This is a genomic window from Nocardioides sp. NPDC054178 (assembly GCF_055585005.1).
In genome coordinates, this window is record NZ_JBVJKY010000001.1 from 1 (window position 1) to 13,152 (window position 13,152).

The following is a 13,152-nucleotide window of genomic DNA, read 5'->3' on the forward strand; positions in this document are numbered from 1 at the left end:
GGGCCTTTCCGCTCGACTTGCATGTGTTAAGCACGCCGCCAGCGTTCGTCCTGAGCCAGGATCAAACTCTCCGTTGAAAAACAACACCAAACACATTGTAAACAACATGCTTGGAAAAAGAGATGCCCTGACAGGAGACACTGACATGTTCACCAGTCCCGAAAGACTGGATAATTGCCAGAATCAATTGTCAAAGAAACCATCAACCATCATCCCCTTGGGATGTAGGTCGACGGGGCATAACAAACTAATTCGTCGACTATGACACACTGTTGAGTTCTCAAGAATCACACGCACACCGGTAGATTTCGGAACATCCGTTCCCAGCCAGTCCGGTGACTGCTTTATTCGCTTTATATTTTCTTGCTTTGTTCTTCGTGCTGAACCCTACCAGGCTTTCTTTCGCTTTCGCAATTCGGCGTTTCTCGCGCTTTCCTTGCCAGCTCCAGACCCTTTGGCCGGTCCTGCCTCGCAGACTTTATCAGAGCCACTCTCGCTTCTCCAACTCGGCGCTTTCGCGCTTTCCCGCTGGATTAGCAGTTGTTTCTCTGCTTCGTCTTACCCGACTTTAGCGGAGTGTTTCTCGCTTTCGCAATTCGGCGCATTCCGCGCTTTCCCGCTGAAAGTTCGAAGCTTTATCCGCTTCAGTCCTGGAGGACTTTAGTGGCTTTCGCTCTAATCACCAATTCGGGAAACCCGCGGTGTTTATCGCTTCAACCTGCCCACTCATGACCGCCCTGATCTGGTTGGACCAGATCCGGCTGAGGTTCTTTCGCCGATTCGAAGATCAACATCTAGAACACCCTGGCTCGAGCCATGCTCGAAGAGTGGAGGTGGCCGCTCCGGGGCCGGAAGCCCGCCCGAAGACTCGCGCTTGCTTCCCGCCGCACCCTGGCGACTCGGAGAACACTACACACACCCTGACGCCGTTTCAAATCGCCAGGGCAACTTTTTTCGTGCGATGTTCTGGCCCCCACTCTAGACCCCCGGCACAAGGCACGTGGCCCCTTTGAGCCACCCGGTGCCAGGAGCCTCGTGGACCACATCGGTCAGGCGGGGGTGAAGAGCTCGACCGGGTTCCCGGCCGGGTCCTCGATCACTGCCTGGGCGCCACCCCGGCCATCGATGCGGCTGGTGCGTACCCGGGCGCCGGCCTCACTCAGGCGCCGGAGCTCCTCGTCGATGTCGGGCACCTCGAGCTGGATGCGGCTCCAGCCACCAGGGCTCGGAACCTTCCCGTCGTCGGCAGCGTGCCCGGCACCGCCGGCACCGGGAGTGTTCAGCATCAGCCGCAGGCCGTGTCCCTCGAGCATCGCGAACCCGCCGGCCGTCGGGCCGACATCCTCGAACCCGAGCTCGCGGTAGAAGGCGACGGCGGCAGGGATGTCGTCGACGATGTAGCGGAATCCGGGAACCATCTGTCTCTCCTCTCTGCAACACTACTGTTGCATAGTAGGCTCCCGGCATGGCTTCTCGTCAAGGGCGCACGGATCCCCGCGTGGTGCGCAGCCGGGAGCGGGTGCTCGAAGCGGCGCTCGCGGAGCTCGCCGAACGGGGTTATGGCGGATTCAGCATCGACGGCGTCGCCACCCGCGCCGGCGTCGCCCGGAGCACCATCTACCGGCTCGGCCACGATCGGCTCAGTCTGGTCGCGGCGGCCATGGAGACGCTCAACGTGCAGCCGCGGCCGGAGGCCGGGGGACAGGACCCGCGCGCCGATGTGGTCGCGATCGTCGGCCACCTCGCCTCCGCCATGCAGTCCTCGTTGATGTCCGACTGCCTCCCCGCCGTGCTCGACGGCGCCGAGCGGGACGCCGGTCTGCGGGAGCTGCACCACCGTTACAGCGCGCAGCGGCGTACGCGGTTGGTCGATGCGCTCACCCGGCTGCAGGAGTCCGGACATGCTGTCGGGGATCCGGAGCGGGCGGCGGAGGCACTGGCGGGGGCGGTGTTCTACCGGCGGCTGATGACGCCGGCTCCGCTGCGTACGGACGAGGTCGAAGGGTTGGTGTCGACCGTTCTCGGGGAGCGATGAGCCGGAGGAGGAATCAGCCGACGCCGATGTGCTGGTAGTCGAGGTCGATCAGGGCGATGGCGCGGTCGCCGAACGCGTCGACCTCTCGGGGGTAGGGCGCGCCGGTGTAGCGGGTCGCGATCTCGTCGATGATCTCCCAGCGGCTCTCGTCCTCGACCCAGTCGACGACGCGGCCACGGAGGATGACCGGCATGAAGTCGTTCTCCTGAGGCGCCAGGGAGAGCGCGATGCGCGGGTCGGTGCGGAGATTGCGGTACTTGCGGCCGCGGTTGCCGGTGAGGAAGACGACGTGGTCGCCGTGGGTGCCGACCCAGACCGGGGAGGTGCGCGGGGCGCCGTCGGGTCCGATGGTCGCGACATGGGCCAGGTTGGTGCCCTCGAGGAAGGGACGTACGTCGGGGTTGATCATGGTCTGCTCCTCTGCTGCTGTGGTCAGCGGATGACGCGGTAGTGGAGGTGGGTGACGCCGGGTGCGGGGACGACGTCGACGATCTCGAGCGAGATGTGCTCGGGGAGCTCGTTGAAGAAGCGGCGGCCGGCGCCGAGGAGCACCGGGACCTGGTGGAGGACGATCTCGTCGACGAGGCCGGCTCTCAGGGCTTCGGTCACGACGCCGCCGCCCATGAGCCCGATGTCCTTCCCGCCGGCCTGCTTCTCGGCGAGGGCGACGGCGTCCTCGATGGTGGTGGCGAAGGTCTGGCGCTCATGGGTCGCCGGAGCGGGACGATGGGAGAGGACTACCAGCGGGGCCGTGGGGTGCGGCGCACCGCCGTTGTCCCAGCCGGAGTCGTCGTAGGTGTTGCGGCCGGCGAGGCTGACCCCGTCGCGCGCGGCCAGGGCGTCGAAGACACGGGCGCTCGGCTCGGAGAGCTTGAAGCCGTCGAACACCTGGCTGGGGGTGTCGCCGTCGAAGTACCAGTCGAAGAGGACGCCGCCGTCCCCCAGGCCGCGGCCGGGACCGGGGCCACGTCCGGTGATGAAACCGTCGACGGAGACCGAGAGTGCTGCGAGGACCTTGCTCATGATCGCTCCCTGAGGGTTGGAGTTTCCTGAAGAGACTCAGCGACCGTAGCATCCTGAGTTCCTTCAGGGAACCCCAAATGGTAGATTCGGCTCCATGCAACGTACGAACTTCGGTGACATGGCCTGCTCGATCGCGCGGACGCTCGATGTGATCGGGGAGCCGTGGTCGCCTCTCGTGCTGCGCGACATCTGGGTGGGGATGAACCGGTTCGACCAGATCCAGGCGGATCTCGGGATCTCGCGGAAGGTACTCACCGAGCGGCTCGGACATCTGGTCGAGCAGGGGGTGCTGGAGAAGCAGGCGTACGACAACCGGCCGCGCTACGAGTACGTGCTGACGCAGAAGGGGCGCGAGCTCGTCGACATCCTGATGGTGATGGCCGGCTGGGGCGACAGGTGGCTCGCGGGCGAGGCCGGGCCGCCGGTCCTCTACCGGCACCACGCGTGCGGGGAGATCGGGCAGGTCGACCTGCGGTGCTCGCACTGCGGCGAGCCGATGCACGCCGACGACGTCGAGGTGCTGCCCGGGCCCGGGGCTGCGACGCAGCCGGCGTCAGCGGGGTAGCGGGCCGGTGTAGGCCTCCCGCGACTTCTCCACCGCGGGCATGTTCGCCTCCGACCAGCTGCCGACGGCGGCGAAGACCGACTGCAGGCTGCGGCCGAGGTCGGTGATGTCGTACTCCACCCGGGGTGGGACCTCCGCGTGGTAGCGGCGCTCGACGAGTCCGTCGCGCTCGAGCTGGCGCAGGCGCTGGGTCAGCACCTTCGAGGAGATGGTGCCGAGGCGGCGCTCCAACTCCACGAAGCGCTGGGTGCCGAACTCGTGCAGCGTCCACAGGATCGGCGTGGTCCAGCGGCTGAAGATCAGCTCCACCGCCGGCGTGATCGGACACGCCTCCACCGGCTCGTCGGTGCTCGGACGCCAGGTCATGTCGCTCCAATACTTACCTTGGGGAACCCACTGTATCGAGGGATCTAACGTCGGCGCGAACGCAGATCCACACTCGAATGGAGACCACGATGATCGTCATCACCGGAGCAACCGGAAACGTCGGCCGACCCCTCGTCGAGATCCTGGCCGCGGCCGGCCACACCGTCACGGCCGTCTCGCGCGGGGCTTCGGCGCCGCTACCGGCACATCCTGGAGTCGTCACCGCGGTGGCCGACCTCTCCGACGTCTCGACCCTGGCCCCGGCCCTGGCAGGGGCCGACGCGCTGTTCCTGCTGGTCAGCGGCGCCGGCGCTCATGTCGACGGACCAGCGTTGATGAAGCATGCCGAGGCGGCAGGCGTACGCCGCGTCGTGCTGCAGTCCTCGGAGGCCGTCGGCACGCGACCGGGGACGCCGTCGCACGCGCCGCTCGTCGAGCTCGAGGACGCGGTGCGGAGCTCGGCGATGGAGTGGACGATCCTGCGCCCGGGCGGTTTCGCGAGCAACGCGCTCGCGTGGGTGCCGATGGTCCAGGAGACGAACAGCGTCCACGCGCCGTTCGGTGACGTCGCGCTTCCCGTGGTCGATCCGCTCGACATCGCCGAGGTCGCTGCCGTGGCTCTGACCGAGGACAGGCACTCGGGGCGGATTTACGAGATCACCGGTCCGGTCGCGATCACTCCTCGCGAGCAGGTCGCGGAGATCGCCGCCGCGACCGGGCGGGCACTGGAGTTCGTCGAGCTGAGCCCGGAGGAGGCGTTGAACCAGATGGCGACGTTCATGCCGTCTGCCGTCGCGGAGGGGACGCTCGCGATCCTCGGGCACCCGACCGACGCCGAGCGGGCGGTCAGCCCGCACGTCGAGGAGGTGCTCGGCAGGCCTGCGCGCGGGTTCGGGGAGTGGGCGCGGCGGTTCGCCGCTGCGTACGGGGCCTGAGGTCAGACGCCGCCGGCGGCGCCCAGTTCCAGCAGCGCGGCGCCGTCGATGCGGTGGACCTCCCACTCGTCCTGGGGGACCGAGCCGAGGGAGCGGTAGAAGGCGATCGAGGGCTCGTTCCACGTCAGCACCCACCACTCGAGACGGCGCCAGTCGTTCTCGACGCAGATCTCGGCGAGGCGTACGAGGAGGGCCTTGCCCGCTCCGGCCCCGCGGTGCTCGGGGTCGACGAAGAGGTCCTCGAGCCAGATGCCGTTGCGGCCGGTCCAGGTGGAGAAGGTGACGTACCAGACCGCCATGCCGATGACCGTGCCGTCGGCCTCGGCGACGAGGCCGCGGGTGGTCGCGGTGCCGGACTCGGGGAAGAGCGCCGCGGTGAAGTCGGCCTCCGTGGCCTCGACGGCGTCGGGCTCCTTCTCGTAGTCGGCCAGGGCGTGGACGAGGCGGAGGATCTCGGGTACGTCGGCGGGAGCTGCCTCGCGGATGGTGACGGTCACGGTGCCGATCCTAAGGCTACTGACGAGTTGGGGAACAAGCGTTCTAGCGAGACGCAAACGCAATCGCAGTGCAACAAAGGCTACCTACGTTGCGGGGCGTCCCCAACAGATTGGATCCCCACATGACGCAGACTCAGTCACGTCGGAACTTCCTGCGCAACGTCGGCCTCGCCGGCGGCGCAGGTGTCATGTTGCACAGCATGGGTGCACTCGGGCTCACCTCGGCCCACGCCGCCGAGACCCCCGGCTTCACTCCTCCCAAGCCTTCCGATCTCGCCCGGGCCGGCAGCAAGTCGGTCGTGATCCTCGGCGGCGGCATCGCCGGGCTCACCGCTGCGTACGAGCTGCTCAAGGGTGGCTACAAGGTCACCGTGCTCGAGGGACGCGAGCGGCCGGGCGGCCGCAACTTCACCGTGCGCGGCGGCACCCGGGTGACCGATCTGAACGGCGTCACGCAGGTGGCCGGGTTCTCCAAGGGTCAGTACATGAACGCGGGGCCCGGGCGGCTGCCGCAGAGCCACATCACGCTGGACTACTGCAAGGAGCTGGGCGTCCCGATCGAGGCGTTCACCAACCAGAACGCCAACGCGCTGCTCTACTACCCCGGCGACCACGGCATCGGCGCGGTGCAGATGCGTCAGGCGAAGGCGGACACGTACGGCTATGTCTCCGAGCTGCTCGCGAAGGCGACGGACAAGGGGGCCCTGGACGAGGAGCTGACCGCCGCCGACAAGGAGGCGCTGATCGCCTTCCTGCGGAGCTTCGGCGACCTCGGCTCCAAGGCGGAGGGGTACGCCTACACCGGCTCCAGCCGCGCGGGCTACACCGTCGAGCCCGGTGCCGGGCAGGAGTCCGGCACGGAGGTGGCGCCGAACGCGATGAGCGCCGTCCTCGCGGCGGGCCTGGGTCAGTACTTCTCCTTCGAGTTCGGCTACGACCAGGCGATGATGATGTATCAGCCGGTCGGCGGCATGGACGCGATCCCCCACGCCTTCGCCAAGGCCGTGGGCGCGCGGAACATCCGCTACGGGGCCGAGGTCGTCGAGTGGAACAACACCACGACCGGCGTCTCCGTGGCCTTCAAGGCCCGCGGGAGGACCGAGACCATCAAGGCCGACTTCGCGATCAACTGCATGCCGCCGCAGATCGCGGCCAAGATCCCGCACAACCTCGGCGCCGACGTCACCGCGAGCCTGAAGTCCTTCGGGCCCTCGAACGCCGGCAAGATCGGGATCGAGTACGACCGGCGCTGGTGGGAGGAGGACTTCCGGATCTACGGCGGCATCACCAACACCCGCCTCGACCTGCGCAACATGTGGCACCCCTCGTACGGGTTCAACGGCGACCGGGGCACGATGATCGGCTACTACAACACCGGGAGCGCGGCCGACGCCTACGGCGTGCTCAGCCCGGCCCAGCGGCTCTCGCGGGCGGTGGACATGGGCAAGCAGATCTTCGGAGACGTCTACGGCGAGGGCATCACCGCCTCCTACAGCCAGGACTGGAAGACGCAGAAGTTCTCCGAGGGGGCCTGGGCCTACTCGACGACGGCCGACACCGATCCGCTCTACACCCGGCTGCTGGACGCCACGGGCAACACCTACTTCGCCGGTGACCACCTCAGTCACGCCGTCGCCTGGCAGCACGGTGCGATCACGGCCGCCCGGGCGGCCGTCGAGAAGCTGCACGCGCGGGTGACGGCATGATGTCGCCGCGTACGAAGGTGGTGGCTGTGGTCGGGTTGACCGCGGCTCTGGTCGCTCCGACGGCGGCGGTCGCCGGCAGCAAGTGGTCGCCCTTCCCGCCACGTGGTGGGGAGACGATCTCGGTGCTGCCCGCGGGGCAGGACAACCCGTCGATCGCCAACGGTGTCGCGATCGGTCCGGACGCGGCGATCTACAAGACCAGCGGGCTCGGTCCGTCCCGGCTCAACACCGGGGCGAGCGGCGAGGCGGCCTACATCGACACCGCGGTGTTCCCCGGTGGTGAGCTGCCGCCGGGGGTGACCATCACCGAGGCGCAGGGGATCAACGTGCTGCGCCGGATCGGGGAGAACCTCGAGGCGGCCGGGCTCTCCTACGACGACGTGATCACGATGCGCGTCTTCCTGCAGAACCCAGCGGGCGAGGCGAAGATGGACTTCGCGGGCTGGAACCGGGCCTACCGGCAGTTCTTCGCGAACACGTCGGTCTCGACGGGCGAGGCGGTCCCGGTGCCGCTGGGCTCTGCTCCGCCGGCGGCTCCGATGGTCGTCAACCCTGCCCGTCCGTCACGGTTCGCGCTCGAGATCGAGAACCTGCCCGTGGACGGCTGGCTCGTCGAGGTGGAGGTCGACGCCGCCTATCCGGTGAAGCGGAAGTAGTAGGCCTCGGACACAGAGATCGCCCTCCTCGAGCACTGCTCGGGGAGGGCGATCTCGTTCAGCTCAGACGGTGGTCAGAGCTTGGCAAGCTTGGAGAAGGGGCTGGCGATGCGCACCAGCCGGGGACCGAAGTCGACAGTGACTGCGGCCGTTTCCTTGTTGACGACCCGACCCAGGCCGAAGGAGTCGTGGGAGACGAGGTCTCCGGACTCGAACTGCTCAATGACCGGCTCGGGATCTGCCTTGAAAGGACTCGCGGCGAAGTGTCGCCGCCGGGGGGTTGAGGTAGTCATCCCTTCGAGTATGTGGCCTACCACACGGATAAGGGAAGGAACAGATCGGGCACAAAGACCTATCAGGACGGTTCCTCAGGCGGTCGTGTAGTCGGCTTTCCGGTAGCTGGCGCTGCGGCGGTAGCGGGCCGAGATGGTCGGCCAGTTGGTGGTGATACGGCCGTTCTTCTCCCGGTACCAGGACGTGCATCTGCTCCAGACGCTGTCGGCCAGCTTGTCCTGGATCCGGGCGTCGTAGGCCTCCTCGACCTCCGCCCGCACCTCGAGCGGTCCGGCGTCGGCGACATGGTCGGCGTACCGGCCGAGGTAGCGGGCCTGGGTCTCCAGGAAGTAGATGATCGAGCCACCCCCGGTGTTGGTGTTCGGGCCGTACATGATCAGCAGGTTGGGGAAGCCCGGGACGGTCATGCCGTGATAGGCGTGGGCACCGTCCTTCCAGTGGGTGTGCAGGTCGCGGCCCTGGGTGCCGGTGATCGTCATCGGGGCGAGGAACTCGGTCGCCTTGAACCCGGTGCCCCAGATGATCACGTCGACCTCGTGGTGCTGCCCGTCGGCGGTCGTCACGCCGGTCGAGGTGATCTCGACGATGTCGTCGGTGATCAGGTCGACGTCGGGCTGGGCCAGCGCCGGTAGGTAGTCGTCGGAGAAGAGGACACGTTTGCAGCCGATCGGGTAGTCGGGCCAGACCTTCTCGAAGAGGCCCGGCTTCGCAGCGGTCTGAGCCTTCATGTGGCTCTTGGACCAGGCGAGTACGGCCACTCCGAACGGCTTGAAATGGAAGGTCGTGGTGAGCCACTCGGCCTGGACCCAGATCTTCGCGCGGTTGAGGAGCTGCAGGAGGGGCCGCGCGGGATCGGACCGCTCGTAGTCCTTGCGGGGAACGATGTAGGGCGCCGAGCGCTGGAAGAGGAGCACCTTCGCCGCGTCCTTCCGCACCTCGGGCACGAACTGGATCGCGCTGGCGCCGGTGCCGATCACCGCGACCCGCTTGCCGGCGAGGCTCAGGTCGTGGTTCCACTCGGCGGAGTGGAAGGTCTCACCGCGGAACGTGTCCGCGCCGGGGATGCTCGGGATCGAGGGCCGGGAGAGCTGCCCGACAGCAGGTACGAAGAGGTCGACCGTCTCCGTCTCCCCGGTGCTGAGGTCGAGCTGCCAGGTCTTCGTCTCGTCGTCCCAGCGGGCGGCGGTCACCTCGGTGTGGAAACGGACGTGGCGGCGTAGGTCGTACTTGTCGACGACCTGGTGGATGTAGTCGAGGATCGCGGGCTGGCGGGAGAACTTGTGGGGCCAGTGCGGGTTCGGCTCGAAGGAGTAGGAGTAGAGGCTGGAGGGTACGTCGCAGGCGGCGCCCGGGTAGGTGTTCTCCCGCCAGACACCGCCGACGTCACCGGCCTTCTCGAACACGACGATGTCGTCGTGGCCGCGCTTCTTGAGCTCGATCGTGGCGGCCAGGCCGCCGAAGCCGGTGCCGATGACTGCGATGCGCAAGAGATCCTCCGAGTGCCGGGAGCGACAGTGTGACCTGGACCATACCGGGAGAATGTGAATCTTCGCGAGCGGACCTAAAGGTAAGAAGTGGGACGCCCGCTCGTCATCGCGATTAGGTTCGGCTAACCTAAACCTCATGATCGTCTGCCAGTGCCGAGTCGTCACGGACCGTGACGTCGACGCCGCGCTGGCCGACGGGGCGCGCACGGTCAGCGCGATCTGCCGCTCGACGGGCGCCGCTCAGGACTGCGGGTCGTGCATCTTCTCGGTGAAGAAGCTCGTCAGCCGCCATCTCGAGCAGGAGTGCACGCACCTCGCGGCCGACGGCGCCGCGAGCTGACGCAACCGGTCACAAACTGAGTCTGTCCTCACTCCCGGGGTGCCGTGCGAGTATCGGGAAAGATCCCGTTACCGGAGGTGCCTCATGCAGCCAGTTGATCCACGCGTCGTCGAGCTCCTCAACGAGGCGCTCACGTTCGAGCTCACGGTCACCAATACGTACTTCCTGCATGCCCGGATGCTCGACAACTGGGGTCTGCCCAAGCTCGGCAAGGTCTTCTACGACCTCTCCATCGACGAGATGCGCGACGCCGACGACCTGATCAACCGGATCCTGATGTTCGACGGCCACCCCAACGTGCAGCGCCTCAACGCGATCCAGGTCGGCGAGACCGCCGAGGAGATGCTCTCCCTCGCCCTGGCGAGCGAGCGCGCCGCGGTCGCCCAGTTCAACGCCGGCGGCGAGGAGTGCCACCAGCTCGGCGACCACGGCACCGCTGCCGTCTTCGAGGAGATGGTCCGCGACGAGGAGAAGCACGCCGACTGGTTCGAGTCCCAGCTCGACGCGATCGACCGCGTCGGGCTGCAGGCGTACCTGGCTCAGCACGTCGGTGCGGGCGAAGGACCCGGCTGAGCGACCGGGTCCCGTCGCCCGCTGTGTCAGGCAGGTGACATGTCGTCGATGCAGAGGATGTTCTCCTCGCTGTCCTTGAACCAGGCGGCGTGACCCGCCTCGCCCATCCCGGCGACGTCACCGTCCCAGGTGACCCCAGGCATGTCGTAGTGCTCGAAGCTGACGCCCTTGGCGCCCAGGTCGTCGACCTCCTTGCGGACGTCGGCCACGTGGAACTGGGCGATCGTGTGGCCGGCCTTGCCCGCCTGGTCGGTCTCGTAGAGGTGGAAGGACGTCCCGCCCCTCGTCGTATAGACCAGCCCGCCGGGGTTCTCGTCGGCCGGCTCGAGGCCGAGCTTGTCGGCGTAGAAACGACGCGCCCGCTCAAGGTCGGCGGCCGGGATGTTCGCCATCACGCTGCTGTCGGTCAGCATCACGGCCTCCTCAGGCGCTCTCGAACCACGGGTGGTGGAGGTCGTAGAAGGTCGCGCCCTTCATCACGTAGTCGAGCTCGCGGCGTACGTCCTCCGGGGGCTCGATCTGCTCGCCCTTGCGCGCCGCGTCCTCGCTGGTGAACGCGACGGTCTCGACGAAGCTGCCGTCCTCCTCGATCGCGAGGGTGCCGCCGATGATCTCGGGGCGTGCCTCGTGCAGCATCGTGGTGTCGGCCATCATCGCCTTGAGGCGGCTCGGGTCGTCGACGCGACCACGGATGATCTGCACGAAACCGGCGTCGTCGGAGCCACCGTCCATCATCAGCGTGACGTCGTCGCAGTCGTGGAACTCCATCGGTCCGTCCATGACCTCGGCCATCTTCGCGGCCCACTCCCCCTGCTCGGGGCGGTCGGAGTTGGCCATCGCCATCTCCTTGGACTCGAAGCGGACCACCCCGACGAGCTGGCCGTCGTCGGTGAATCCGTAGGTGCCGCCGAGCCAGCCGGTCGCGCCCGGCGCCAGGTCGCGGCGCCACTCGTCGAGCAACTGGTGGGCCTCGTCCTGGCGGGTGCAGGGACCCTGAATCATCTGGATGAACATGCTGCCTCCTCGGTCGTCGGTGTGCCAACGGACCGGTCGAGGCAGGTCCTGGGCCCCGGCCGGGCCCATTCGCAACGTACGTCCGACCGGGTGGCCCGCACATACCCCAAACGGGCGTTTTCAGAACGCCGTCAGTCGACGTCGACCCAGTTCAGCGTGCGGTCGACGGCCTTGCGCCAGCCGGCGTACCCGGACTCGCGCTGCTCCTCGCTCCAGGCCGGCTTCCAGCGCTTGGACTCGTTCCAGTTCTGGCGGAGCTCGTCGGTGTCCTTCCAGAAGCCGACGGCGAGCCCGGCCGCGTAGGCGGCACCGAGCGCGGTGGTCTCGGCGACGACCGGACGGCTGACCTCGACGCCGAGGACGTCGGCCTGGATCTGCATGCACAGCTCGTTGACGGTGACGCCGCCGTCGACCTTGAGCACCTCGAGGCGTACGCCGGAGTCCTTCTCCATCGCGTCGGCGACGTCGCGGCTCTGGTAGCAGATCGACTCCAGGGTCGCCCGGGCGATGTGGCCGCTGGTGTTGAACCTGGACAGGCCGACGATCACGCCGCGGGCGTCCGAGCGCCAGTAGGGGGCGAAGAGTCCGGAGAAGGCCGGGACGAAGTAGACGCCGCCGTTGTCCTCGACCTCCTTGGCCAGCGTCTCGGACTGGGCGGCGTTGCTGATCACCCGGAGCTGGTCGCGCAGCCACTGCACCGCGGAGCCGGTGACGGCGATCGAGCCCTCCAGGGCGTACGTCGGGGGCTGGTCGCCGAACTGGTAGCAGACCGTGGTGAGGAGACCGTTCTGGGAGCGGACCAGCTCGTGACCGGTGTTGAGGAGGAGGAAGTTGCCGGTGCCGTAGGTGTTCTTGGCCTCGCCCGCGTCCAGGCAGACCTGGCCGACCATCGCCGCCTGCTGGTCGCCGAGGATGCCGGTGATCGGGATCTCGCCCTTGAGGGGCCCGTTCGCGAGCGTGGTGCCATAGGCGTTGGGCTCGGAGGAGGGCCGGATCTCCGGGAGCATCTGGCGCGGGATGTCGAAGAAGCCGAGCAGCTCGTCGTCCCAGTCGAGGGTCTCCAGGTTCATCAGCATGGTGCGGCTGGCGTTGGTGACGTCGGTGACGTGGACGCCGCCGTGAGGCCCGCCGGTCAGGTTCCAGACGACCCAGCTGTCGGTGGTGCCGAAGATGGCGTCGCCGCTCTCCGCGGCCTCGCGGACGCCGTCGACGTTCTCCAGGATCCACTGGATCTTCCCGCCGGCGAAGTAGGTCGCGGGCGGGAGGCCGGCCTTGCGGCGGATGATGTCGCCGCGCTCGTCCTTGTCCAGCGCGGAGGCGATCCGGTCGGTGCGGGTGTCCTGCCAGACGATCGCGTTGTAGTAGGGCCTTCCCGTCCTTCTGTTCCACACGACCGTGGTCTCGCGCTGGTTGGTGATGCCCAGCGCGGCGATGTCCTCGTGGGTCAGCTTCTTGCGGTTGAGGGCCGTCTGGATCACCGAGCTGGTGCGCTCCCAGATCTCCACCGGGTTGTGCTCCACCCAGCCGGCCCGCGGCATGATCTGCTCGTGCTCGAGCTGGTGGCGGGCGACCTCGTTGCCGCCGTGGTCGAAGATCATGCAGCGGGTGCTGGTGGTGCCTTGGTCGACGGCTGCGACGTAGTCGGGCATGTCGGTCCTTTC

Annotated in this window: 17 protein-coding genes and 1 rRNA gene; 7 read left to right on the plus strand and 11 right to left on the minus strand. The window is 67.5% G+C overall.

Annotated elements, in window-relative coordinates; genetic code table 11:
• Positions 1–77: ribosomal RNA gene (locus ACZ6WN_RS00005) — 16S ribosomal RNA — on the minus strand; the annotation flags it as partial.
• Between the two features lie 972 nt (positions 78–1,049).
• Positions 1,050–1,418 (minus strand): VOC family protein, encoded by a 369-nt coding sequence (locus ACZ6WN_RS00010; RefSeq protein ID WP_465861874.1) that lies wholly within the window; start codon positions 1,416–1,418, stop codon positions 1,050–1,052.
• Between the two features lie 47 nt (positions 1,419–1,465).
• Between ACZ6WN_RS00010 and ACZ6WN_RS00015 the strand changes: the two genes are divergently transcribed.
• Positions 1,466–2,035 (plus strand): TetR-like C-terminal domain-containing protein, encoded by a 570-nt coding sequence (locus tag ACZ6WN_RS00015; protein ID WP_465861875.1) that lies wholly within the window; start codon positions 1,466–1,468, stop codon positions 2,033–2,035.
• Positions 2,036–2,048: 13 nt separating this feature from the next.
• On the opposite strand, the gene ACZ6WN_RS00020 is transcribed toward ACZ6WN_RS00015, so the two are convergent.
• Positions 2,049–2,444 (minus strand): TIGR03618 family F420-dependent PPOX class oxidoreductase, encoded by a 396-nt coding sequence (locus ACZ6WN_RS00020; protein WP_465861877.1) that lies wholly within the window; start codon positions 2,442–2,444, stop codon positions 2,049–2,051.
• 23 nt (positions 2,445–2,467) lie between these two features.
• Complete coding sequence (locus ACZ6WN_RS00025; protein ID WP_465861879.1) at positions 2,468–3,058, minus strand: dihydrofolate reductase family protein; 591 nt, start codon at positions 3,056–3,058, stop codon at positions 2,468–2,470.
• Positions 3,059–3,152: 94 nt separating this feature from the next.
• Between ACZ6WN_RS00025 and ACZ6WN_RS00030 the strand changes: the two genes are divergently transcribed.
• Entirely contained in the window at positions 3,153–3,623 is a 471-nt protein-coding gene (locus ACZ6WN_RS00030) for a winged helix-turn-helix transcriptional regulator (RefSeq protein ID WP_465861880.1), read from the plus strand.
• Here the strand turns inward: ACZ6WN_RS00030 and ACZ6WN_RS00035 are convergent.
• Positions 3,612–3,989 (minus strand): winged helix-turn-helix transcriptional regulator, encoded by a 378-nt coding sequence (locus ACZ6WN_RS00035; protein WP_465861881.1) that lies wholly within the window; start codon positions 3,987–3,989, stop codon positions 3,612–3,614. The genes ACZ6WN_RS00030 and ACZ6WN_RS00035 overlap by 12 nt on opposite strands.
• An 89-nt stretch (positions 3,990–4,078) precedes the next feature.
• Here ACZ6WN_RS00035 and ACZ6WN_RS00040 point away from each other — a divergent pair, with 89 nt between their 5' ends.
• Positions 4,079–4,924, plus strand: a complete 846-nt coding sequence (locus ACZ6WN_RS00040) for an SDR family oxidoreductase (RefSeq protein WP_465861883.1) — start codon at positions 4,079–4,081, stop codon at positions 4,922–4,924.
• Positions 4,925–4,926: 2 nt separating this feature from the next.
• Here ACZ6WN_RS00040 and ACZ6WN_RS00045 read toward each other — a convergent pair whose 3' ends face one another.
• The gene (locus ACZ6WN_RS00045; RefSeq protein ID WP_465861885.1) at positions 4,927–5,421 is read right to left on the minus strand and encodes a GNAT family N-acetyltransferase; all 495 of its coding nucleotides are present in this window, start codon (positions 5,419–5,421) and stop codon (positions 4,927–4,929) included.
• Positions 5,422–5,543: 122 nt separating this feature from the next.
• On the opposite strand from ACZ6WN_RS00045, the gene ACZ6WN_RS00050 reads away from it, so the two are divergent.
• Positions 5,544–7,127, plus strand: a complete 1,584-nt coding sequence (locus tag ACZ6WN_RS00050; protein ID WP_465861886.1) for a flavin monoamine oxidase family protein — start codon at positions 5,544–5,546, stop codon at positions 7,125–7,127.
• Positions 7,128–7,153: 26 nt separating this feature from the next.
• The gene (locus ACZ6WN_RS00055; RefSeq protein WP_465861887.1) at positions 7,154–7,783 is read left to right on the plus strand and encodes a Rid family hydrolase; all 630 of its coding nucleotides are present in this window, start codon (positions 7,154–7,156) and stop codon (positions 7,781–7,783) included.
• 74 nt (positions 7,784–7,857) lie between these two features.
• Here ACZ6WN_RS00055 and ACZ6WN_RS00060 read toward each other — a convergent pair whose 3' ends face one another.
• Both ACZ6WN_RS00060 and ACZ6WN_RS00065 read right to left on the minus strand, forming a co-directional pair.
• Complete coding sequence (locus tag ACZ6WN_RS00060) at positions 7,858–8,076, minus strand: hypothetical protein (RefSeq protein WP_336736908.1); 219 nt, start codon at positions 8,074–8,076, stop codon at positions 7,858–7,860.
• A gap of 75 nt (positions 8,077–8,151) precedes the next feature.
• Positions 8,152–9,564 carry a flavin-containing monooxygenase gene (locus ACZ6WN_RS00065; RefSeq protein ID WP_465861889.1) on the minus strand — a complete coding sequence of 471 codons (1,413 nt, stop codon included), beginning with the start codon at positions 9,562–9,564 and terminating at the stop codon, positions 8,152–8,154.
• 136 nt (positions 9,565–9,700) lie between these two features.
• On the opposite strand from ACZ6WN_RS00065, the gene ACZ6WN_RS00070 reads away from it, so the two are divergent.
• Both ACZ6WN_RS00070 and bfr read left to right on the plus strand, forming a co-directional pair.
• On the plus strand, positions 9,701–9,904 hold the full coding sequence (locus ACZ6WN_RS00070; protein WP_357333508.1) for a (2Fe-2S)-binding protein: 204 nt from the start codon (positions 9,701–9,703) through the stop codon (positions 9,902–9,904).
• 84 nt (positions 9,905–9,988) lie between these two features.
• A complete protein-coding gene (gene bfr / locus ACZ6WN_RS00075) occupies positions 9,989–10,477 on the plus strand; it encodes a bacterioferritin (RefSeq protein WP_141801930.1) in 489 nt (162 codons plus the stop codon).
• Positions 10,478–10,503: 26 nt separating this feature from the next.
• Here bfr and ACZ6WN_RS00080 read toward each other — a convergent pair whose 3' ends face one another.
• The 3 genes from ACZ6WN_RS00080 to glpK all read right to left on the minus strand — a co-directional run bounded on the left by ACZ6WN_RS00080 (position 10,504) and on the right by glpK (position 13,140).
• Positions 10,504–10,890 (minus strand): VOC family protein, encoded by a 387-nt coding sequence (locus tag ACZ6WN_RS00080; protein ID WP_465861890.1) that lies wholly within the window; start codon positions 10,888–10,890, stop codon positions 10,504–10,506.
• Between the two features lie 10 nt (positions 10,891–10,900).
• A complete protein-coding gene (locus ACZ6WN_RS00085; RefSeq protein ID WP_465861891.1) occupies positions 10,901–11,491 on the minus strand; it encodes a hypothetical protein in 591 nt (196 codons plus the stop codon).
• 131 nt (positions 11,492–11,622) lie between these two features.
• The gene (gene glpK / locus ACZ6WN_RS00090; RefSeq protein WP_465861892.1) at positions 11,623–13,140 is read right to left on the minus strand and encodes a glycerol kinase GlpK; all 1,518 of its coding nucleotides are present in this window, start codon (positions 13,138–13,140) and stop codon (positions 11,623–11,625) included.
• Positions 13,141–13,152: the final 12 nt, after the last annotated feature.